Consider the following 22,346-nt stretch of genomic DNA (forward strand, 5'->3'; position numbering starts at 1 on the left):
AGAGAAAATTGGGGTTTTTAATATTTAAGCTTTTACCCCGCCCCCTAGAAGGGGCGAGGTTTGTCGTTCGTTTTATCATGCGAAATCTACTGAGAGATTTCGTCCCTTTGGGTTTAGAGATGAGTTTTAAACCCCTTGAATGTTTTCGTTTCAGCATTAAGGTTGGGCTTAATGGGTAATGAGCCATGCATCATTATGTATTCATGGTAGGAATAGGCAATAATGTTAACCCTTTAAGGAGCATTTAAGCCATGAAAGAAAAACCCCAGTGAAGCTAACCCCCGCTCATTAAGGCAGGAAGCAGTCAGCATGGTAAGGCACTGTAGTTATAGGTTAGGAAACTTTTATACGTTCAGAGGTGTAGGTATGCTTAATGAATGTGAAGGACTTGCTCTCAGAGAGGACTAACCACATGAAGGCCAGTGACATAAGGGAGCTCCTTAAATGGGCTACAGCCGACGTAATATCCTTTGGCGGCGGCTTACCAGACTTATCTCAATTACCCCTCAATGAGTATTCTGAAGTAGCCAAGTATGTTGTGAACAATTACGGCTTAAGGGCTCTTCAATACGGTAAGACTGAGGGTGTTGATGAGCTTAAGGATGAGTTAGCTAAGTTCATGGCTAAGCAGGGCATTAAGACTGATGCCTCATTAATACTACCCACAGTGGGTAGCCAAGAGGCCCTCGAGCTCATGGCGAGGGTCTTCATAGATCCAGGTGACGTAATATTAACCGAGAAGCCAACTTACCTTGCCGCCTTACAGGCCTTTAGGGTTTATAGGGCTAGAATAATCGGTGTCGACATGGATAATGATGGTTTAATAATTGATAAACTTGAGGACACCATTAAGAGACTTAAGAGTGATGGAGCTAAGATAAAGTTCATATACACTATACCCATTTGCCAAAACCCCACTGGTGTAATGATGAGTCTTGATAGGAGGAAGGCATTGCTTGAATTAGCCAGTAAGTATGATTTAATGGTTCTTGAGGATAACCCATACAGTTACTTCACCTTTGACCCTGTTGATACAACACCCCTGAAGGCCCTTGATAAGGAGGATAGGGTTGTGTACACTTCAACCTTCAGTAAGATAATAGCCCCAGGCATTAGGTTAGGTTGGGTTGCAGCCAACCAGGATGTAGTGAATTGGTTATCCATAGCTAAGCAAGCAATGAACCTACATACCCCAACCCTGAGTCAATACATAGCCTATGAATTATTGAGGAGAGGCATAGTGGATAGGTACATATCTAAGATAAAGGAGACGTATAAGGTTAAGAGAGACGCAATGCTGGATGCATTATCTAAATACATGCCAAGGGGTGTTTCATGGACTAAGCCCAGTGGGGGAATGTTCATATGGGTTACCATCCCCGGTAATGTTAAGACTGAGGATATGCTTAACTTAGCAATAAGGAAGTACAAGGTTGCATACGTGCCAGGTAAATCCTTCTATCCTGATGAGGATGTACATAATGATATGAGGCTAAACTTCACATACCCATCAGTAGACCAGATATATGATGGTGTTAGAAGGCTAGCACTAGCCATAGAGGAGTATAGGGGAGGATGAAGGCACAATTACTCATTAAACCCAGTATTTCAATACCTCCAACCTATAGATTCAAATCCTAATGGCGTAACGCTAAATTAATACTTAACGTCTCGACATTAAGCATACATTTAATGTACCTAAAAATTCTGATGTTAAGGTGAAGTTATGCAGGTATTCTAAGCTCATTAGTGGAATGGCGCAATTGCGGGAAATTAGAGGGGTTATTAACTTGATTATTTTTCTCTTAAGGTAATGCAGTAAAAAATTAAAAGAACACAGTCTTGAAGGTTTAAGGAAGGGCCCGTAGTCTAGCTTGGTTAGGATGCCCGCCTCACGGGTGCTGTATCTGGGAACGCGGGAGATCCCGGGTTCGAGTCCCGGCGGGCCCACTTTGTAATAATGTTTCCATAATGTTTTTAAGTTACTTAACCTTACCTTACTGTGCCTCACGGTGTCTTATCTAGGTTACTTAATCCCTTCATTAAGGGTGAGGTAGAGTTATTTAGCGAGCTTAGTGGGCATGCTAGGTTAACGCTTAAGGCCTTAGACATTATTGAGGGTGCATTAAGGAGTGGTGATTTTATTAAGGTCAAGGAGGCTGAGGTTGAGGTTAGTGTACTTGAGAATCAGGGTGATGAAATTAGTAGGATGCTTTCCCAGGAGGTTTCAACCGGTGCAATAGCTACCCCTATAATGGGTGATGTGGAGATACTCATAGGTAAGGTTGATGATATCTTAGATAGGGTTCACATACTCTCCAGGGAGGTTAGGAGGGCTATGAGTATTTGCGTTAGCCCTGAAGTTAAGAAGGTTCTCTCAGAGGATGTTGTTGAACTCCTAATGGTTGATAGGAGGGGTGTGGAGGAGTTCATTAATCTGGCATCTACAATAGCCAGTGGTGGGGATTGGAATAAGATAAGGAGTCATGTTTTAATAATAAGCAAATTAGAGGATGAGGTTGATGAAGCTAAGGATAGGCTTGTTGATAAGCTTTATGAACTTGCCAAGGAGGTTTCATACATTGAGTTCATGAGTCTACTCCACATAGTCTTCACGCTTGATGACATAATTGACATAACCAAGGATGCGGCGTACTTAACTTCCACAATATTAATGAGCCTAGGTGCTTAATTAATGATAACTGAGGTTGCCTTAGCCCTAATACTAGCTTTAACCTTCCTAGTATCATCCAATAACTTATCCCTAGTGGCCGGAATGGCAGTGGGCAGTAGATTGCTTAGACCTGGGGTAGCGATGATGATTGCCCTAGCTGGATACATAGTGGGCTTACTGGCCCAGGGAAGTGAAATGAGAGGCTATGGTGTAGCACCAGAGGGTTTACTAATACTTTCCCTAATTGGGGTCCTGGTGTTCACAATTGGTGAGGCGGCTAGAATACCAATGTCAATAACTAACTCACTCTACATGTCGTGGTCAGCCCTAGTGCTTTATAAGGATGGATTACTACCTGTTAATTTTCCGATAGTACTGTCTTCATGGTTCATAATACCCATATTACTAGCCCTGGCAGCCTACCTACTGTACCCATCATTAGTTAGGTTAACAGCTGCATCAAACCCCATTAGGAGGCTCTCCCTATATAGGTTAATCATGATTCTAACAGTGTTTCTAGTGGGCTTCTCCTTCGGTGCTAATAATCTCGGCCTAGTGTGGAGTATGCTTAGCTTCAGTAGAGTTGGCCTGGTTGGGGTAATCTTCGCCTCAACCCTAGGTGTGGTTGCAACCGGTAGAAGAACGCTCGGTCAATTCAGTAGAGGCATGTTTACACCACCCCCAGTGTCGAGTAGTGTGACTCAGTTATTATCCTTCACGGCCCTTGAGTTAAGTACAGTATTCGCAATCCCAATCTCCCTTACGCTCTGTACAGTTGGTTCACTCCTAGGCATATCCATGGCTAGGGGCATGAGGATCATTAACACGCAGTACCTTAGGTTAATCCTAATAGGTTACGCATCAACAATGATAATAGCCTTCACCGGGGCATTATTGGTTGTTAGGTTAATTTGATGGGCAACTAATACCCTTTATCTTCTCCTTAAGCGTATTTATTGGGTCTGTCCTAACGGGGTCAATGCCGTATAGTTCAGCTAACTTAATGCTAACTAAGCCAAGGAGCATTGAACCATAAACCTCTTGGCTGAGTCTACTCGAGCCCTTTAATTCAATAACCTCAACATCACTTGAGTAACTCCTCACAACCTCCTCCACAGCCCTCATTAAGTAATCATGAACATCATCAGTCCTCCCCCTTATTATAATGTACTTAACAGGGTGCTTGAGCATTACTGCAACTATGTCATTATGGTCAGCCTCAGGCACAACAGCAACCACGGCAGGGGTCTTAGCGTTCTCATTAAGGTCATTCTTAAACCTATACGCCACAGCCTGCAGCCCAAGGGGTACGAAGATCATGGGAACATGCCCCCTTATGAAGGAAGCTAACCTACCTGGTAACTCACTCTTCAACGCGTCTTCCTGGATCTTAATGCTCTCGTCAATTTCAGGTATACTTAAGTAATGGCTCAACACCCCAAGCACTGCATATAGGAGGTTAGGTAACCCAAACCTGGGGGCTATGGCTTTAGGAACCTTAACCACAGGGGCACCCCTACCCTCAAGTTCTGAGGCCAATCTACCGCCAGTAGTAACGCCCACTACTGGTATTCCTCTCTTCAATGCATCTAATGCACCGCATATTGTTTCCAGGGTTTCACCGGAGTAGCTTACAGCAATCACGAGTGACCTTGAGTCAACCCATTTAGGTATGTTGAAATCCTTGTGTACAATAATGTTGTAGCTCCACAGGGAGTCCCTTACAATATCACCCACTATGCCGGATCCACCCATTCCAGTAATGACTACGCTAGTTGGCTCGAAATCATACCTAATTGACCCAACCCTAAGGGATCTTGGGTTTAATTCCTTACCCAGTTTAAAGGACTCCAGCGATAACTTAGGCCAATCCTCATAACCGTACAGCATTATAAACCTCCAGTTTACTTGATTTAAATGCTTTAAGTCACATCATTACCGTTATTTACCTTGAAAACAACCTAAGTAAGGGTTCACTTCCATGTTATGACCTCCACTGAGAAGTACGCCAGTATGCCTATTATCACTACGGTTAATGCCGAGATTACTGCACCAACTTGGAATGCGTACATTGATGGTACTGTGACTAAGAGTGGTACTTTATCCCCCGGCAGTATACCCATAAGCACCAGTGATGTGAACGTTGACTCCAGTGAACCAGCCACAGCGGGGCCAAGGGTGCCGCCTAGGTTTCTGAATACTGAGTTCATGGCTGTTGAAACCCCCATTACCTGTGGTTCCACCGAGAACACTAGTATGTTTATGAGGGACACGTTCATTGCTGCTACCCCAGCCATGGCTAATGTTGTTGATGTTATTAATGCCGGTAAACCCAAGGGAGCCACTGCTGCCGTTATTAGGCTAAACAATGCGGCTAATCCAGCCCCAGTCATGAGCATTCTCTTAGCGCCTATCCTAGTTATTAAGATACCTGCCACTGGCGCTACTATTAACTGAGCCACAGCCATGGGTATTGCGTATAGGCCAGTGTCGAAGATTGATAGGTTAAAGCCAACAGGCTTAGGTTCCTCAAGAAGTATTATTAGGCTTTGCTCAAATAGGAAGAGACCGAAGCCAGCAACCATTGCCGCTAAATTAGCGATTAATACATTCCTCCTAGCTAATAATGATAAGTTAATCAACGGTTGCTCCCTACCCCTCTCTATAGTTATGAATATCCCTATGAATAGGAGAGCCACCAGGAAGGTTACTATTGTATCTGGGTTAGTCCAACCCCATATGGGTGCCTCAGTTAACCCATAGACCACTAGGCCTAACCCAGCCCCAAGAACTATAGCGCCAGGTAAATCAACCTTAGCACTAGGGTTTCTGTACCTTGACTCCCTTATCCTGGTCACTATTAGGTACGCTACAAGTAGTACAAAGGGTATGGCAGTGTGGTATGTTGTCCTCCAGCCAAAGTACTGGCTTATGTACGCACCCAGAGGTAACGCCACTGCAGCACCAATACCAAAGGCCGCACTCACTAGACCCTGCGCCCTGGGTATTAATTCCCTTGGGAACTCCTCCCTAATTAGGCTGAAGGCTAACGCAAACATGGTTACTCCAATACCTTGAATACCCCTGAAGGCTATTAGGTATGTGAAACTAGGCGATACGCTGGTTAATGTGACTGCCACAGCATATATTATAACCACCGCTGAAAGCACCTTCTTCTTACCGTAAATGTCACCAAGTCTACCAACTATTGGCAGTAGAACTGTACCAGAGAGTAAGTATGCTGAGAGTACCCAGCTCACTTGGCTTGATGTCACCCCAAACTCCCTCTCTATCTCCGTTAATGATGGTATTAACATGCCTTCCACGTACATTACTATTACCGCTAATGCAGCAAGTATGATCATTGCCCTGTAGGCGTACTTAAGATCATACTCAGCGTTGCTGATTAGCATAATGCAGCGATATCGGTAAGCCCTTTATAAACCATTCCACTTAAGCAAAAACCAATAAATAATTAAGGCGTGTGAGTCCAGTGGGTGCATTAAGTTTGAGGAGAAGCATAGTGCTAGATCCTCTTGAGTTCAAATTATCCAGGGCAGTTTACATTAGGGCAATGAGTGGCTTAGGCTTAAACTTCAGTAATGACGCAAAGGCAGCGGAGTTAGCGGGTGATTACTGCAGTAGTGACCCGGATCAATTATGGTCATTGAACTGGGAGACGGTAACAATCTACATGCCTCCTTACACAGGTAACCCTAATCCACGTGGATTAATAATAGCTGTTGAGGGTTTTACACTACGTAAACTATTAGGCGATGGTGTGGTCCCTGATATAGTGGTTACCGACTTTGACTATGAACCAGATAATGTAATGGGATTTAATGGTATCGTTATTGGGCATGCCCATGGCGATAACCTAGACGCTTACATCAAGTATGCGAAGCATGTGTCTAGATTAATACCAAGTGTTCAAGTTTGGCCCAGTAACTGTTCAATTTTAATACCAGGCTTCACCGACGGGGATAGGGCGGTCTACCTAGCTACCTACATGGGTTCACGGCAAATTATAGTAAGGGGGTTCAATCCTGATGCGCAAATTAAGAGGAGTGATGAAGTTAAGAAGACTAAGCTTAAGCTAGCGGAGTATTTCATTGGTAGGGCAAGTAGGTTAACTAACATTAGCATTAGTAAGTACTAATGGTAATGCCTAGAGAATCCTAATAACTTATAAATCGTGAGGCATTTAATCCAGGTGCATAGGGATTTATCAGAATGCATCACTGTAGTTATTCCAGCAAAGAATGAGGAGAAGGGGCTTGAATTCACGTTAAAGGAGCTAAGCGAACTAGGGTTCAATGATGTAATAGTTGTTGATGGTCACTCCACTGATAACACTGTTAACGTTGCGAGGAAATACGGTGCACTAGTCATTGAGCAGCCGGGGGATGGGAAGGCTGACGCAGTGTATTATGGTTTAAGACTGGTTAAGAAGCCGTATGTCTTAATAATTGATGGCGATGGTACTTACGATCCGTCTTACATCCGACCAATGGTAACTAAGGCAATTAATGATGACTTAGATGAAGTGCTTGGAGCAAGGACTTGGGGTAGGGAGAATATTCCATTAATTAATAGATTCGGTAACAGGATACTTACATCATTGTTTAACGTAATGTTTGGAACAACCCTATCAGATGTATTAACAGGCATGTACCTACTAAGGACAAGTATGGCTAAGGCCATAATACCCTCAACCAGGGGATTCAGCGTAGAGGTTGATATTGCATCACAGGTTGCATCCATGGGTAAGATTGGCGAAGTTCCCGTTAAGTACCGTAAGAGAATTGGGGATCCTAAATTAAGGTGGACTCATGGCATAAGCATAGGTATAGACATAATTAGGCTAATGGCAAGGTTTAACCCCCTACTCATACTTGCATTACTAGCAAGCCTACTCGTGGTTCCAGGGATAGTGTTAACAGTATATGTGGCATCGCAGTTAATTGTTAATCATGTTAACCACTTCATATGGGGTATCATAGCCTTTCAACTAGACACCACAGGCCTACTTGGGATCTTGATCTCATTAACCACATTAATGATTAAGAGAATGGAGTATAGGCTTATTAGATTATTCACTAAGAGGGAGACTGAGTGTACGCCAGTATGATTAATACCCTAATCCTCATTATGCGGCTTAAGATTAAGGATAGTTGATTCCTGTTTATTTTATCGCCTTAGTTAAGGTTATCATTGTTTTACGGTTGGTCTACCCACAGCCATGTAAATGACACCAGGCGGTGGGCTTCTCCAATCCTTAATCATATGCCTTGAGTCCACTATAGCAATCCTACTTAGGCCTGTTAATTGAATTATCCTAGTCAGTGTTAACTCACCGTAATCACTATGGTCAGTTGCTATTACCACTACGTTAGCTCCCTTTAACGCATCCTCAATACTGTTAGTTAACCTAACTCCCCACTCCTCAAGGGTCTTATCGAATTTAACATAAGGGTCGTGGACAATAACGTTCATTGTGTTCCTCAGGTAATTAATTATATCGTAGGATGGGCTAAGCCTAGTGTCATCAACATTACCCCTAAAGGCTAAGCCCAGTACAGCCACCTTAGGTCTACTAACCCCCAGTTCATTTGCGGCAATCCTAATCAACTCAGCCACATAAGCAGGCGCATACTCATTAATTCCCCTAGCCGTTTGAGTGAGCCTCATGTTGAAGCCAATCTTCTCAGCTGCATACATTAGGAAGTAGGGGTAAACTGGTATGCATGATCCACCAACCCCAGGGCCAGGCTTATGAAGATTAGAGTAGGGTTGACTATTGGCTGCCTCCCTAATTTCATCGAAGTCTAACCCAAGTAACCTAGCTAATTGAGCAAGTTCATTGGCTAAGGCTATATTAACATCTCTATAAGCTCCCTCGGCAAGCTTCTCGAACTCGGCAGCCGTTGGGTTAGATAACACTAAGGTGCCCTTCTTAGCTATGGCGCCATATAGCGTAGATGCCACTCTACTGCTAATGGGTCCAACGCCACCAATCACCTTAGGGTAACGCTCCTCAATATCAGCTATAGCCCTACCAACGTATATGCGTTCAGGTGAATAAGCCAGCGCATAATCCTTCTCAACCTTTAAACCACTCACCCTCTCAAGTATGGGTAAGGCAACATCCATTGTAGTACCCGGTGGGACTGAGGACTCTATTATCACTAAGTCACCTGCCTTAAGCCCCTTAGCCACGTTCTCTATTGATGCCTTAAAGGAGTCGAAGACAGGCTTCTTATCCTTACTTAAGTAAACTGGGACAGTGATTATCTTTACGTTACTTAACCTTGACGCCTCAACACCATTAGTAGTGTAACTTATCCTATCCCTAAGCCTCCTCAACTCCTCCTCAACCTGCCTATCACTTAGCCTAAGTTCACATGCGTCAAGCTTCTTAATCTTCTCCGCATCAACATCAACACCAATAACCCTAGCCCCAGCCCTAAGCCACACGGCAGCAATAGCTGTACCAACGTAACCCATGCCGTAGACTGATACTGTTAATGAGCCATTCCTCAAGGCATTAATCAGCTCCTCACTGCTCATTAACATTAGGTTAAGGTTACCCATAATTCACCGTTAACCCTAGGGCTTATTAATTTTGGCTAGGAAAAGGCCACCGTACACCTAGGCTCAAACATTGTATAGAGGACATTTCAGTAAAGCATAAAAACAATACCATGCTGAATGCTGACAGGCCCCGGTAGCTCAGCCTGGTTGGAGCGCCCAGGGGATGAGGGTAACCCCACTCCCCGCGCATGCCTCGTAAGCAAACACTGAGCAAGCGGGAGGTCCCGGGTTCGAATCCCGGCCGGGGCTCTAATACTAGGCATGCCTCAAGCCATTTTGTGTCAGCTTAAAGATGGTGTTGAATGAGTAATGTAGGCTATTACTAATGAGGAAACACTTATTTCAGTGAACCCTAGTATTAATCCACGTGGAGTATCATAAATGGTTTGCGCAAGCCATAAGGGATTTGAAGACTGTAGGGAACGCTTTAGGTTCAGGGGGGACTACTATGCATGCGCATTCTGGGCACAGCAGGCAGCAGAGAAGGCTTTGAAGGCGTTATTGATCAGTAGAGGTAAGGTACTTAAGACTCATGACCTTATAGAGCTTAGTTACACTATAAGAGATGAACTTCACATTGATGTGTCGCAGGTGATTGATGATTTAAGGGAATTAACGGCACATTATACGATAGCCCTTTATCCTGATGCAGCCAATGGATTACCTTATGAAGTGTATACTGAGGCAAGGGCCAAGGAGGCTTTAGAGAGGGCCAGGAGGGTGATTGAATGGGTAAGGCAAAATCTGCATTAGAAAGCCAGGTTATAATGCTTAAGAGAGCCTGGGGGTTTATAAGTAAGGTTAAGTCCAGGTTAAGCATAATTGATGTTTACGTGGTTGGTTCAAGGGCTAGGGGAGATTATACTGATGTCAGTGATATAGACCTTGTGATAATAAGTAATGATGTTAAGGGGTTGAATCAACTGGAGAGGAGGCTGCTTCTTAAGGATCTTCTTGAGCCTCGCGTTGAATTCTTCATATACACTAAGGATGAGTGGGATGAGGAGGCTTCAGTCTGGGTGAGTGAATTAAAGCGGGAGGCTGTTAGATTAATTGACCTACTAAAGGAATATAATGCTACCGTTTAATGAGAGCCGCATGAATGGGTGTCTTCACTGGGATTCGGCTTAATTTACGTAGAGATAATGAGTGGTGTAAAGCTTAAATACTTACTTGAATTATGGTGCTTGATGCGGTTTCTTCTCAAGTAAGGAGGAATTCGTAAAGGAGCTTACGAAGATGGCTGAGAAATGGCAGATGGAATGGTATAGTAGCGGTATATTCAACGCTAACCCAGATAACTCAAGGCCTAAATTCTTCATCACAGTACCTTACCCCTACATAGAGGGACCACCCCACATAGGGCATGGTAGAACATTCACAATAGGTGATGTTGTTGCTAGGTTCAAGAGAATGATGGGTTACAACGTGTTGTTCCCAATAGCGTTCCACATAACTGGTACACCCATACAGGCTGTTGCGGATAGGTTAAGTAAGGGTGATGCCGAGTATGAGAATAGGTTGAGGAGGGAGGTTGAGATGTACGTTAATGATCCCGTTAAGGCAAGTGAGATTGTCAGTGGGTTTAAGGATCCCTGGAATATCGTTAACTTCTTCAAGGATAAGTTCATTGATGATTTTAAGGCGATAGGTTATTCAATGGACTTCAGGAGAATGTTCATGACAGGTGACCCACATTACAGCTCCTTCATAATTTGGCAGTACGTTAAATTAGCCTCTAAGGGCTACTTAGTGAGGGGTCGTCACCAAGTCCTCTATGCTCCTGATGAGAATCAGGCAGTGGGTGAGCACGATATTAGAGGTGGGGATGAGTTAAAGATAGATATACTGCAGTTTAACCTACTTAAATTTAAGTTAAATGATTCATATTTAGTGGCCGCAACTTTAAGACCTGAGACAATATATGGGGCAACCAATGTTTGGATTAACCCGGACTCAACATATGTTGAGGCCATTATTAATGAGGAAAGGTGGATCATTTCAAAGATAGCCGCATGGAAACTCCAGTACCAGGATAAGGATGTTAAGGTAGTGAGGGAGTTCAAGGGCAGTGAACTTGTAGGTAAGTTTGTTGAAAGCCCCATAGGGGTTAAGTTACCTGTCCTGCCAGCTTTCTTTGTTGATGATGACACGGCCACTGGGGTTGTTTACAGTGTTCCAGCGCACGCACCCTACGATTACGTAGCCTTAATGGACCTGAAGAGTAATGGTGAGTTACTCAGGAGGTATAATATTGAGGAGATTGTTAAGGTAATTGAACCAATAAGCATTATTAAGTTACCTGGGTTCAGCAAGTACCCGGCTAGGGATGTTGTTGAGAAGTTGAAGGTTAAGAACCAGGATGATAGGGAGAAGTTGGATGAAGCGACCAATATTGTGTATAGGGAGGAGTATTATAATGGTGTAATGAGTGAGAACACGCCCTTTAATGGCGTTAAGGTTAATGATGCTAGGGTTAAGGTGATTGAGGAGTTGAGGGGTAAGGGATTATTAGACATAATGTATGAGATTGAACCTAGGAAGGTGTACACTAGGGGTGGTTCGAGGGTTATTGTAGCCGTAATCAAGGATCAATGGTTCCTAAACTTCAGTGACCCAACTTGGAAAGGCCTAATGATTAAGGCCCTTGATAACATGAAAATAATACCGGAGGAGTATAGGCAGAACTTCAAGGCAACCTTAGACTGGTTAGGTATGAGGCCCTGCGCCAGAAAGAGGGGTTTAGGCACTAGAATGCCATGGGACCCTGACTGGGTAATTGAATCACTAAGTGACTCAACGATCTACATGGCCTTCTACACAATAGCCCACCGGCTTAATGAAACTGGGTTAGCAGTGAAGCTGGGTGAATTAGCTAAGAGGGTTATTGAGACTAAAGCTGAGGATTCAATTGCCCTAAATAAGCTAGTGAGCTTCTATGATTACGTGTTCCTAGGTCAAGGCGACCCTGAATCCATAGCTAGGTCTCTAGGTGTGGATAGGAGTGTAATTGAGGCCATTAGGGCTGAGTTCGAGTACTGGTACCCAGTTGACCAGAGGCATAGTGGCATAGATTTAATATCAAATCATTTAAGCTTCTTCATAGCACACCATGCGGCAATATTCCCTGAGAAGCATTGGCCTAGGTCAATATCATTAAATAATTATGTAATTAGGGAAGGAAGGAGGATGAGTAAATCCCTTGGTAATGTTATTTACCTTAAGGAGTCAATTAGGCAGTACTCACCAGATTTAATAAGACTATACGTCTCCTACTCAGCGGACTTAGATAATGTTATGGATTGGAGAAGCGACGAGGTTGATACAGTACTCAGTAGGCTAATGGACATTTGGAACACTGCGCAGGTTATAGTAAGCATGGGTGGGGAAGCTAAGGAACCCAGTAACCCAACAATACCTACTAGGTGGTTGTTAAGTGTCTTAAACAGGACTATTACTGAAGGCGCCAAGGCTCTTGAGGAAATGAGGATAAGGCAGTTTGCATTAATGGTGTTCTTCAACCTGTATGATGCGGTGAGGATATACATGACCCTTATGGATGAGTTACCTAGGGATGAAGTAAGGTACACCCTATGGAGGGTTCTTGATGCGTGGGTTAGGATGATGCAGCCGATTACACCACACATGGCTGAGGAGATTTGGCATAATATGGGCAAGTCATCATACTTATCCGCTGAGAAATGGCCTACAGTGGAGCAGCAGTACATTAATGATGATGTGGAGAACGCCTTTAAGGTCGTTGAGAGGCTCATAGATGATGTTAGGGAGGTCACTAGGGTTAAGGGGCAGGTTGGCATCGTGAATGTTTACGTTGGTCCCCCTGACTATGTTTACGATATTTTCAATGAAGCTATTGAAATGATGGATAGGGGGGTTGCTGTTAGGGACATAATAAGGAACCTGGCCAGTAAGTATAAGGGTAAAGGTGATGTGGTTGCTAGGATAGTTAATGATATTGCTGACGGTAAGTTACCTAGGTTTAAATTATCTAGGGATATGGAGATGAGCGTAATGCATAGTTTCAAGTCATACATTGAGAGGAGACTAGGCATTAAGGTAACTATACAGGATGCAGTGGCGCCTATTAATGATCCTGCTAATAGGGCTAGGTTATCGTTACCGGGTAGACCAGCTATTCATGTTGAACCCGCATACACTAATATATATTAATTAAATTACCTAATAAGGTGATTTAAATAAGTGAAGACTAATAACCCGTGAGGGAGGAGACTAGGAATATACAGGAGTTAAGTTATGAGGTTTTATTCAGTGCGCCGGATAAGGATGGTGCTGTGGTTTCAATAAGGGTACATAGGTTAGTTAAGGATGCGTTAACACGCATAGCTAAGGAGGAGGGGCTTGATGGTGTATCTGAGCTTGTTAGACACATAATAGCATCATTCCTCCTCAGTAAGCTTAATGTCGCTAAGCCTGAACCGAAGATACTTACCCCACCAATGTACGTTAACATTAATGTTAATAAAACCGTGAGGGGGGTTGATAATGCGGAACGGGAGTTGGCTAAGATTAAAATTGAGGATAAGGTTGAGGAGGCTTATGAATTCATTGATAAGTATAAAAGAGGTTTAATTAGGGTGACTGGGAATAATAATTATGCTAGGAAGATTAGGAGAGATTTGGCTGAGGCAATAGCCTTAGCGTTAAAGTATGGGCTTGAGGACGAGTACTCAAGACTAAAGGTACTCCTAAATGAGGTTCAGCTACTTTTAGATTAGCTCCTAGGACACTACGCCATAATTATTGATAACATGCGCTTAACCAATAACACCCTTTCTCCTTATAAGTACCCTAATGTTATTATCATATTTAAGCGTATAATCAACCAGACCGCTTGCCTTAAGGATCTCAAGTATCTTAATTACTTGATCAGGGGATGTGTTGAGTTTCTTAACTAAGTCATCTAAGTATTCATCATTACCACCATTCATGATCACCTTCAGTAAGCTTGACTCAACGTTAACCCTAGTTGTGAAGTATTGCGCAAGTAGCCTCTGGGATTCGGTGAACGTTCTTGAAATGAAGTCCAACATAACGCCAACATCATTAACTATGCCTCTTAATTCATCAATGGCCTTATTAACCTCAACACATGGGCCACTACACTTACTCCTATAGGCTTCAAGCAGCCTAATCACATCATTAATATCATCAATGATACCCATAATGATTATTACCCTAACATTCATTTAAGCGTGTCGTTTAATAAATTAGCAAAACTTCAGCGGTAAGTAAGATTATTAAGCACCACCCCCACACCCACTTAACTATGGGGGATAGGTGGGTTATCAGTAATGTGGATGATTTCCTAAGTAAGGTGGATAAGTATGCACTTAAGATTAAGGCTAATGGTAATGCTAAGGGATTTGTGGCAATATTCTACGACCTACATTGCCCTGGGTGTGCATTATTGGAGCTGGATTTAATGGATTACTTAACTCAATTGAATCAAAAAGGCATCATAGATATAATATTCGTGGATTACCCAGTTCATAGGGTTGAGAAGCTTCATGCTAAGGTAAGGGTACTGTTTAAGAAAAACCCAGGGGAGTTCCTTAAGGTACTTAACAATATTTACAGTAATATGGTTGAGAAGGGTGTGTTAGTTAAGGATATAGAGGAGGTGAGTGATGCAGAAGCAGCCAGTGAACTTCAGGCAGTTAATGAATGTAAGAAGATAGCTAAGGGAATAAAGGTGCCAGGTACACCAACAATCATGGCTGGCAGATATGATAGGGATACTGGGGTTGCTTTATTCGGCTATGATGGGCCAGACTCAGTAATGAACCTGATAAGGGAAGTCATATTCGAATTCTAATAATACTGTATGCGGTGCTGAACATTAAGACTGAGATTTCACTTAATATACTCGTGGATTACATGGCTGAATACGAGGGAGATATTTATAAAGGGCTCGCTTAAAATAAAATTATGCCTAAGACTAAGTCTGAGGAGAAGATGGTGTTAATATCGGTTCACATCCCGCGACAGATGCTTGAGGAGCTTGATGAATTAGTTAGAAGTGGAGTATTCCCATCCAGGAGTGAAGCCATTAGAGTAGCCATAAGGGACCTCCTCCTCAGGGAGAGGGCTAGGGGAGTGGAGCAGAGTAGTGGAATGCTAATGAGCGGTAGGTGAGTGAGCGTTTTAAACAATCAGGATGACTATAACCTAGTGTGTTTACTGGTTAATGAAAATAACTAATGGTTAATAATTGGATACGGAATGTTTAAATATATGCCTCAATAAACTTAATAGTGGTTTACAAGGGTATTGGAGTAAGGTTCCTTTACATACATGGGGAGGTTACAGCACCACCGCCACCTGGTGCTCAACTTCAAATGGCAATGAACATTCAGGTTAATGGACCACCGGAGGTGATGGAGGAGTTGGTTAATGTACCGTTCACTATAACAGTGTCCTCAATGCCACCGTCAATAGGCATAACTATAAGGGGTTTGTTAACAATACAAGCCACTAGTGATGATGTTAAGAGGATATCGGGACAATTAAAGAGTGGTAATGTGCCACCTGAGATTCAGGCCATAATAACTCAATACGCGGTCTTTGAGGCGGGGCTAGTTGCAAGGGAATTGGGTATTCCTCCAACAATACCATTACCAGCCATGGCTCAACCCCAACAGTCGCAGCAGAAGGGGCCTCCAACGGCTATTTAACCTAACCTGCCTCACTTCACTATAAATTTAAAAACCTTCAGTAGGCATTGCAGCAATGGTTGCCAGAACACATGGCTATAGGTTTAAGTCTAGGAAGCTGCTTTCGAAGTCGCCTAGGGAGAAGGGTAGGCCTGGATTATTTAAATGGCTTCTTGCAAGGTACTACAGGGTGGGTGATAAATTAGTCATAGACATTGACCCAGTCTACATAAGTACTGCACCCCACAAGAGGTATCAGGGTAGGGTTGGAACCTTAATTGGCTGGAGGGGGAAGGCTCTTGTACTGGAGGTTAACTTCATGGGTGAGAGGAGGATTATAATAACAACACCTGAGCATGTTAAGCCACTTAACCTTGAGGATTTCCTTAAGGAGAGGGCGTCGGTTAAATCAATTGTCCAAAGTGAGACTAATTAAATGACCTTAACGTTGACTACTTACTGTTACTTTAAGCAGGCTGAACACGTCATCCTCCCTTATTACCGCTATGCCTGTCTTTGATGGAAACACCTCTATTTGAATTACCTTATCAGGGTTCTCTAATTTAACCTTCCTCATTATTTGCGGTGCTGCCTTATCTATTATAGTCATTCTATCAAAGAGGACACCCCTCCTCCTAACCTCTATTTTATAAGTCTCCCCCTCAGCAATCATTGAGTTGCCCATTTGAACAGCCTTATTCACTATCTCATTCACATCAGTCCTAACAACCTCTTGAATGGGCACAACCTTAAGTATAAACCTCGGTACAAAGGCATTACTGGTAACCAACTCCCTTAGGCTATTACTAAAACCCACTGGATCCATATCAACCTTACCTGTCAGTAATCCATCAAAACCCGTGAAGAATGTCCTAACGTTAACGGAAAGTAACTCACCAACTCTCTTTAACTCCGCAATACACTTACCCTCAACACCCCTTCCGGTTGACACCACTAGATTAAAAGACATCACTACTCAACTTGACTTCACTAACCTAGTTTAAATGCATTTTCAAATACGTTAAGTCATGAGTCTTAACGCTGATAATGACACCAACACGCCACAGGTTGCTAAAACAACACCCATGCTGAACCCTAGGTTACTTGAAATTAACGTAACAATGAGAGGACCAAAGCCCCCAAGTATCCTACCTAACGTAAAGGTGAAGTTTGAACCAGTTGCCCTAACTTCAGTGGGGTAAAGTTCACTTAACCAAACCCCTAGATAGGCGAAGATCCCTGTTGAGAAATAGTCTAGTGATATTAGGGTTATTAGGATACCGGGGTAATGAAGTAGGGCTAGTACCATGGTTAATAGGCCAGTTACCGAAGCCAATGCCCCCATAGCTACCTCAACAATACCCCTACCGTATTTATCCGATAGTAATCCAGCTAACATGAATGATGCAATGCCTAGTACTGGAAGCAGTATTACCATTGAGCCGGGGGCATTTAACGCATGCATGTATGTTGGGGCCAAGCTAACTAGTGGTATTGTATAGAGGAAGGCTGAGGCAACGAGTACAGTGCCCCATAGTGTTATCTTAAGGTATCTCCCCTTAAATAGGTTACTATAACTAATATTCCTAATGGATCTCCTCCTAATTGTTTCAGGTATAAGTAATGCGGAGGGGATTGACACAATCATGCTCACTAAACCAGTCGTTAACGCCATCTTAGTCCAATTACCCGTTAACACGGCTGTTAATGAACCTAAAACTAACCCTACAAAGTATAATCCCTGCATGAACCCACCCATGAGCCCCCTACCTTTACTCCAATTCTCAGCAACAACAGCGTAGCTAATGCCGTTTTCAGCGTTAACACCAAACCCAACCATGAACCAGATAATGTAAAGCTCAATAAGATTACTTGCGTAACCAGCAATTATAGTGAAGATAGAGAATAAGATAACTGACGCTAATATGCCAATTCGCCTACCATACGCATCCGATATTGCTCCTATTACTAAACCACCAATAGAGCCTCCAATGAATGATGCTGTGATAACTCCTGAGACAATGGGTAATGGTACCTTGAATTCATCGGCAATTACCCTAAGGAAGTATACTATTGAGAAGACGGAGTAGGATGACATTAGGAATGGTATTAGGATCACCAGTAATGTTAATGCCTTATTCATGAGATGGTGCAATTCGCTGTCTTATTTAAAATTTTCCCACTACCGAGGGCCCTGTTCTTCAGGATTATGAGGATTAAGTGTATTTAATTATTGCTTCGGTGAAGGCTCGTACTATGTACTCCACATTAATGCTCTTGAATAAGCCCACGTCTGTTACCGCTATGTCAATTAGACTTAACGGTACTTCATCAAAGAGTGGGATGTCTAAACCATTAATGCTGATTCTATGAATATTCACGGGCCTAGATTTACGTGCCTTAAAGGATTCGAAAACCACTATCACTGGCTTGCCTAGGTGCCTTGCTGTTAAGGCCAAGGGTAGGGAACCCATTTTATTAACTATAGTGCCCTCATACAATCCATCACAGCCCATGACTACGGCATCAGCATTACTTATGAAGTAGGTCATGGTTAGGTCAGGAACCACTAAACCATTGTGACTACCCCATATTTTACCTTCCCCACCAGGATTAGATTCTAGAGCAATCACTCTAGCCCCTATGGCCTCAGCAAGTAGTCTCACATTTGATGAGTAACTCACAGTGACTATACTCTTAATACTGCTCTTAAGCGCTAGGGAATTGAATTTGATTCTCTCCTCAGCATTTCTCCAATAAGCCCTAATAGCCTTGGCTAATCTACTAGGCTCCAGTTGGCTAAGTAACTCTGCAATGTTCTCAAGTGGAGCCATGCCTGACCTAATCATTCTAATATCTCGGATAATTGACTCAGTGTCAATACCTTCCCTATGCCCAGCTTCAATTAAATCAGCTAACTTAAGGAAGTACCATGAAGCACCGTGAACCTTATCGCTAATCATCTCCTCCAATATGCTCCTGTAGGATTCAGTCATAGTACTGGGTCAGTGAGCCTAAATAAAAATTAATGCCGCTAACTGGGGCTTATTCGGTTTAGTGATTCTGAAAGCAGTTTTCTTAATAGCTCCAGGTCGCTAGTTAACCTATACATGAGTATGTTAACATCGACAGAGTTCTCGAAGATTGCAACAATGTTTAAGTCATTATTATTAATTACAACTATTGAGTACTGATCACCATTAATAGTGATTACCTTATACTTAAAATTTGTGAACCAACTATCCGGTTTAGTTCTCTTAATACGGTTAATTACGTCCCTCATCAATGTTAAAAATAATGATAAGTCAACATCACCTATGTTTAAGTCACCCCTCTTTACGAAGCCGAGAGTTAAACCATTAGTACTTAATAGAGCTATTGCCATAACCCCATCAATGTCATCTACTTCACTTTGAAGCAGCCTATTAACCTCGATTCTTAACCTGCCCAAGTAATTCACCCCTATTTGCACTGCAGTAAACTACTTTTTATCGAATCTCCCTTATTTCATAGCGTTTAATCCTTAACGCTTATTAATAATGAATCAGGTTAAAGGGCTGAATCCTTTTTCATGTTAATGGAAATGTTTTTATATTCCATTGCAGGGATCTAGGGTGTATCGACTCGATGGAAGCGATGCTCCGAAGGTTGGTACAAGTGCAGAGATGGGAGGCTCATGCCGTTGGTCTCAACCGGGCCTCATGACCCACACGTGATCAGAATGAGCATGTGGCCGAGGGCCAAGTCCCTACACTTGACCGTGAATAACGGAATAAAGGTGCAGGGACAAACGGAACATGACTGAGGCTACTGTAAAATACCTTGGTTTCACCCTAAAGCCTTATATTTACCTCCTAAAGTGACTACGGTTAATGCTGGTAACAGTGTATGATGAAGGTTACTTAAGGCATGAGACGCCTGCGGATCATCCTGAGTCTCCTAATAGAGTGTTAAGCGCATTAAGCGGTGTGGGTGAATTAGCTAAGATTATTAGGCCTACGGTTAATGTTGATTTAATTGAAACGGCTGAGCTTGTTCATGAGTATCATTATGTTGAGTACGTTACATCATTATGTGCAATTGGGGGAAGGCTTGACCCAGACACTTACGTATCTAGGGGTACTTGTGATGCCTTAACTTCCAGTATCAATGCCCTAGCCACTGCAGTTAACCTTCTTAAGTCAGGAGTAAGGCATATCTACTTACCTCTAAGGCCCCCTGGTCATCATGTAGGTTTTAGAGGTAGGGCACTTCTAGCTCCGACTCAAGGATTCTGCGTGCTTAATAATGCGGCAATAATCAGTAGCTTATTACTTAAGAGTGGGGCTTCCAGGGTTGCTGTACTAGACATTGATGCTCATCATGGTAATGGTACCCAAGAAATATTCTATAGTACATCTAAGGTCTTCTACATTAGCACTCACCAGGATCCAAGAACCCTTTACCCAGGTACTGGCTACGTTAATGAAGTTGGGGTAGGTGATGGGGAGGGTTTCAACATGAACATACCATTACCACCAATGACAGGTGATGACTTGTTTAAGGTTGTCTTGAAGCCTATTGAAAATGCCTTGAGGCAATACAAGCCAAGTTATATAGTTGTATCATTAGGGTTTGATTCGCACTTCCTAGACCCATTAACTAACCTCAACCTTAGCTTAAACAGTTACATTGAGGCATTCCTCATGATTAGGAGACTCATTGAGGAGGGGGTTACTGAAGGTTCAGTTTACGTTCTAGAGGGTGGTTACAATACTGATGTTATTAGGCAAGGTTCAAGAGCCCTAGCTATGGTCAGTAATGGTATTGATCAAGTTAATATTGAATACTATACAAAGACTAATGGGGAGATTGCTAAATATTTCAATAAAATGATTGAGCAGCATAGGGCATTTTTCCCTCAGTATTACTGACGGCTCTGAGTCATTTGGTTGTCTGTATCATTTTCACCCCACTATTCATTGTTTTTGATTGCTTCTAAGTCCTTTTAGTGCTAAGTTGATACTGCATTAACAAAACTTATGAGCTTTGCGATTGATGCTTAATTGGAAGGTCACTATGAAGTTTGCGAGTAGGCCTTGAGGAAGGCACCCAATGAAAACCCATACCCCTAAAGGGAGCTAGTGCCATAGAGTTCGGCCTTCATTGTGGCTAATAGTCACTTTTCGTGACTATTAGTCGCTCGGCCTCATTACTCCTTCTTCCTCCCCGTGCCGTCTACGGGACTAACTCCCCTCGAGGACGCGGGGGTTTCATTGGGTGCCCTCCTCCACCTCGCAACTGCTCACAGGCTTCACAGTGGCACCCTCCAATTAAAATTTGTAAGTAAAGTTTATAAGCTTTGTAATTACTTAATAGCATTAAGAGGACTAGAAGCAATTAAAAACAACGAACAGTCACGCAAACGCGTTGCAGACGGGGTGGGGAAGGGAAACTATTAGTTACGGTGAAGACTGGTTCTTAGGCGTAATTAATTATTTATAGATCAAGGGGATTCAGTGGTTCAACATGCTTAGCTTATTCAATGCTCTTAATAGGAGTCTACTGAGTATATTAAAGAGGCATTACTTAGAGAACCCTGTTCAGTACGTGTACTTAATGTATGATATATTGTATTACCCCGAATACACTGAGCTTTACCTTAACCTAAGTGGAAGTAGGATAACAGGTTACGTACTCTTCTGGAGGGGTTACGTATCATCAATGCACGTGTTTGGTAATGTGAGGGAGATACCGATCGATATTAAGGATGCTGGAAACATAGTAGTACATGCATTGACTAAACCAGACATAACCATGAGCCTTATTGAGAAATTAAACGCTGCTGGTGGGGGTGCTTATGTTTCAAGGCTTCTTACAATGATATGTAATGATTTCACATTTAAGGAGTACACTAGGCATAGTGTTAGGAGGCTTGGATTACAGGATGTGGATGAGTTCGTTAAGATTATTAATGTTGATAAGGCTGAGGCTAAGGCAAGACTTACATCACCTCACTGGCATTACTATGGAGCATTCATTAACAATAAGTTGGTGTCGGTGGGGGGTACGTATATTAAGTTACCTGAATTATGGGTTATTGGTGACGTTACTACATTACCTGAATACAGGAATATGGGATTAGCTAAGTCTGTTGTGTCAGCAATAGTTAAGGATGCCCTAAGAAGTGGAGCTATGGCAATGCTTCATGTTGATGAGAATAATGAACCGGCTTTAAGAGCTTACAGAGAAATAGGCTTCCATGCTGTTCAAGAATTCCTACTTATAAAAGAGACTAGTGGTTTTAATTACCCTTAATGTTCTCGCTTGAGGATAATGGGATTCTTACCGATATTAAAGTGTGCACTATCTTAAGTGCCCTCACCCACCTATAATTAACTAAG

At 42.7% G+C, this 22,346-nt stretch carries 23 protein-coding genes and 2 tRNA genes; 17 read left to right on the forward strand and 8 right to left on the reverse strand.

Features of this window, described 5'->3' with window-relative positions; translation table 11 throughout:
* The first annotated feature begins 373 nt into the window (after window positions 1–373).
* The 4 genes from Q0C29_RS01290 (at window position 374) to Q0C29_RS01305 (ending at window position 3,589) form a co-directional block, all read left to right on the forward strand.
* Entirely contained in the window at window positions 374–1,579 is a 1,206-nt protein-coding gene (locus Q0C29_RS01290) for a PLP-dependent aminotransferase family protein (protein WP_291998852.1), read from the forward strand.
* Between the two features lie 279 nt (window positions 1,580–1,858).
* Window positions 1,859–1,950, forward strand: a tRNA-Val gene (locus Q0C29_RS01295).
* Window positions 1,951–2,002: 52 nt separating this feature from the next.
* Window positions 2,003–2,692 carry a DUF47 domain-containing protein gene (locus Q0C29_RS01300; protein WP_291998853.1) on the forward strand — a complete coding sequence of 230 codons (690 nt, stop codon included), beginning with the start codon at window positions 2,003–2,005 and terminating at the stop codon, window positions 2,690–2,692.
* A gap of 3 nt (window positions 2,693–2,695) precedes the next feature.
* Window positions 2,696–3,589: an inorganic phosphate transporter gene (locus tag Q0C29_RS01305; protein WP_291998854.1), complete on the forward strand. Its 894-nt coding sequence runs from the start codon at window positions 2,696–2,698 to the stop codon at window positions 3,587–3,589.
* On the opposite strand, the gene Q0C29_RS01310 is transcribed toward Q0C29_RS01305, so the two are convergent.
* Window positions 3,581–4,564: a bifunctional phosphoglucose/phosphomannose isomerase gene (locus tag Q0C29_RS01310; RefSeq protein ID WP_291998855.1), complete on the reverse strand. Its 984-nt coding sequence runs from the start codon at window positions 4,562–4,564 to the stop codon at window positions 3,581–3,583. The two genes, Q0C29_RS01305 and Q0C29_RS01310, sit on opposite strands and share 9 nt — an antisense overlap.
* 83 nt (window positions 4,565–4,647) lie before the next feature.
* Entirely contained in the window at window positions 4,648–6,087 is a 1,440-nt protein-coding gene (locus Q0C29_RS01315) for an MFS transporter (RefSeq protein WP_291998856.1), read from the reverse strand.
* 80 nt (window positions 6,088–6,167) lie between these two features.
* Here Q0C29_RS01315 and Q0C29_RS01320 point away from each other — a divergent pair, with 80 nt between their 5' ends.
* Together Q0C29_RS01320 and Q0C29_RS01325 are read left to right on the forward strand one after the other, a co-directional pair.
* A complete protein-coding gene (locus Q0C29_RS01320; RefSeq protein WP_291998857.1) occupies window positions 6,168–6,833 on the forward strand; it encodes a 6-hydroxymethylpterin diphosphokinase MptE-like protein in 666 nt (221 codons plus the stop codon).
* Between the two features lie 54 nt (window positions 6,834–6,887).
* Window positions 6,888–7,805 (forward strand): glycosyltransferase, encoded by a 918-nt coding sequence (locus tag Q0C29_RS01325; protein WP_291998858.1) that lies wholly within the window; start codon window positions 6,888–6,890, stop codon window positions 7,803–7,805.
* Window positions 7,806–7,885: 80 nt separating this feature from the next.
* Here Q0C29_RS01325 and Q0C29_RS01330 read toward each other — a convergent pair whose 3' ends face one another.
* A complete protein-coding gene (locus tag Q0C29_RS01330) occupies window positions 7,886–9,268 on the reverse strand; it encodes a nucleotide sugar dehydrogenase (RefSeq protein ID WP_291998859.1) in 1,383 nt (460 codons plus the stop codon).
* A gap of 127 nt (window positions 9,269–9,395) precedes the next feature.
* On the opposite strand from Q0C29_RS01330, the gene Q0C29_RS01335 reads away from it, so the two are divergent.
* From Q0C29_RS01335 to Q0C29_RS01355, 5 genes are all read left to right on the forward strand, one after another.
* Window positions 9,396–9,517, forward strand: a tRNA-Thr gene (locus Q0C29_RS01335).
* A gap of 132 nt (window positions 9,518–9,649) precedes the next feature.
* Window positions 9,650–10,021: a HEPN domain-containing protein gene (locus tag Q0C29_RS01340; RefSeq protein WP_291998860.1), complete on the forward strand. Its 372-nt coding sequence runs from the start codon at window positions 9,650–9,652 to the stop codon at window positions 10,019–10,021.
* Window positions 9,997–10,356, forward strand: coding sequence for a nucleotidyltransferase domain-containing protein (locus Q0C29_RS01345; RefSeq protein ID WP_291998861.1), 360 nt, complete (start codon window positions 9,997–9,999; stop codon window positions 10,354–10,356). The genes Q0C29_RS01340 and Q0C29_RS01345 overlap by 25 nt, the downstream gene beginning before the upstream one ends.
* Window positions 10,357–10,507: 151 nt before the next feature.
* Window positions 10,508–13,459 (forward strand): leucine--tRNA ligase, encoded by a 2,952-nt coding sequence (gene leuS, locus Q0C29_RS01350; RefSeq protein ID WP_291998862.1) that lies wholly within the window; start codon window positions 10,508–10,510, stop codon window positions 13,457–13,459.
* Window positions 13,460–13,506: 47 nt separating this feature from the next.
* On the forward strand, window positions 13,507–14,025 hold the full coding sequence (locus Q0C29_RS01355) for a CopG family transcriptional regulator (protein ID WP_291998863.1): 519 nt from the start codon (window positions 13,507–13,509) through the stop codon (window positions 14,023–14,025).
* A 39-nt stretch (window positions 14,026–14,064) separates the two neighbouring features.
* On the opposite strand, the gene Q0C29_RS01360 is transcribed toward Q0C29_RS01355, so the two are convergent.
* Window positions 14,065–14,472 carry a hypothetical protein gene (locus Q0C29_RS01360; RefSeq protein ID WP_291998864.1) on the reverse strand — a complete coding sequence of 136 codons (408 nt, stop codon included), beginning with the start codon at window positions 14,470–14,472 and terminating at the stop codon, window positions 14,065–14,067.
* A gap of 104 nt (window positions 14,473–14,576) precedes the next feature.
* Between Q0C29_RS01360 and Q0C29_RS01365 the strand changes: the two genes are divergently transcribed.
* From Q0C29_RS01365 to Q0C29_RS01380, 4 genes are all read left to right on the forward strand, one after another.
* On the forward strand, window positions 14,577–15,125 hold the full coding sequence (locus tag Q0C29_RS01365) for a thioredoxin domain-containing protein (protein ID WP_291998865.1): 549 nt from the start codon (window positions 14,577–14,579) through the stop codon (window positions 15,123–15,125).
* A 113-nt stretch (window positions 15,126–15,238) separates the two neighbouring features.
* Window positions 15,239–15,445 carry a ribbon-helix-helix domain-containing protein gene (locus Q0C29_RS01370; RefSeq protein ID WP_291998866.1) on the forward strand — a complete coding sequence of 69 codons (207 nt, stop codon included), beginning with the start codon at window positions 15,239–15,241 and terminating at the stop codon, window positions 15,443–15,445.
* A 119-nt stretch (window positions 15,446–15,564) separates the two neighbouring features.
* A complete protein-coding gene (locus Q0C29_RS01375; protein WP_291998867.1) occupies window positions 15,565–15,984 on the forward strand; it encodes a hypothetical protein in 420 nt (139 codons plus the stop codon).
* Between the two features lie 55 nt (window positions 15,985–16,039).
* A complete protein-coding gene (locus Q0C29_RS01380; protein WP_291998868.1) occupies window positions 16,040–16,399 on the forward strand; it encodes a 50S ribosomal protein L21e in 360 nt (119 codons plus the stop codon).
* Between the two features lie 6 nt (window positions 16,400–16,405).
* Here Q0C29_RS01380 and Q0C29_RS01385 read toward each other — a convergent pair whose 3' ends face one another.
* From Q0C29_RS01385 to Q0C29_RS01400, 4 genes are all read right to left on the reverse strand, one after another.
* Window positions 16,406–16,933, reverse strand: coding sequence for a THUMP domain-containing protein (locus Q0C29_RS01385; protein WP_291998906.1), 528 nt, complete (start codon window positions 16,931–16,933; stop codon window positions 16,406–16,408).
* Window positions 16,934–16,984: 51 nt separating this feature from the next.
* Entirely contained in the window at window positions 16,985–18,106 is a 1,122-nt protein-coding gene (locus tag Q0C29_RS01390; protein ID WP_291998869.1) for an MFS transporter, read from the reverse strand.
* A 73-nt stretch (window positions 18,107–18,179) separates the two neighbouring features.
* Window positions 18,180–18,959 (reverse strand): hypothetical protein, encoded by a 780-nt coding sequence (locus tag Q0C29_RS01395; protein WP_291998870.1) that lies wholly within the window; start codon window positions 18,957–18,959, stop codon window positions 18,180–18,182.
* Between the two features lie 38 nt (window positions 18,960–18,997).
* Window positions 18,998–19,414: a hypothetical protein gene (locus Q0C29_RS01400; protein ID WP_291998871.1), complete on the reverse strand. Its 417-nt coding sequence runs from the start codon at window positions 19,412–19,414 to the stop codon at window positions 18,998–19,000.
* 421 nt (window positions 19,415–19,835) lie between these two features.
* Here Q0C29_RS01400 and Q0C29_RS01405 point away from each other — a divergent pair, with 421 nt between their 5' ends.
* The gene (locus Q0C29_RS01405) at window positions 19,836–20,876 is read left to right on the forward strand and encodes a histone deacetylase family protein (RefSeq protein ID WP_291998872.1); all 1,041 of its coding nucleotides are present in this window, start codon (window positions 19,836–19,838) and stop codon (window positions 20,874–20,876) included.
* Between the two features lie 595 nt (window positions 20,877–21,471).
* Entirely contained in the window at window positions 21,472–22,260 is a 789-nt protein-coding gene (locus Q0C29_RS01410; RefSeq protein ID WP_291998873.1) for a GNAT family N-acetyltransferase, read from the forward strand.
* Window positions 22,261–22,346: the final 86 nt, after the last annotated feature.

Origin of the sequence: Caldivirga sp., from assembly GCF_023256255.1 — an archaeon.
In the GTDB taxonomy this organism is placed as follows: Archaea; Thermoproteota; Thermoprotei; order Thermoproteales; family Thermocladiaceae; genus Caldivirga.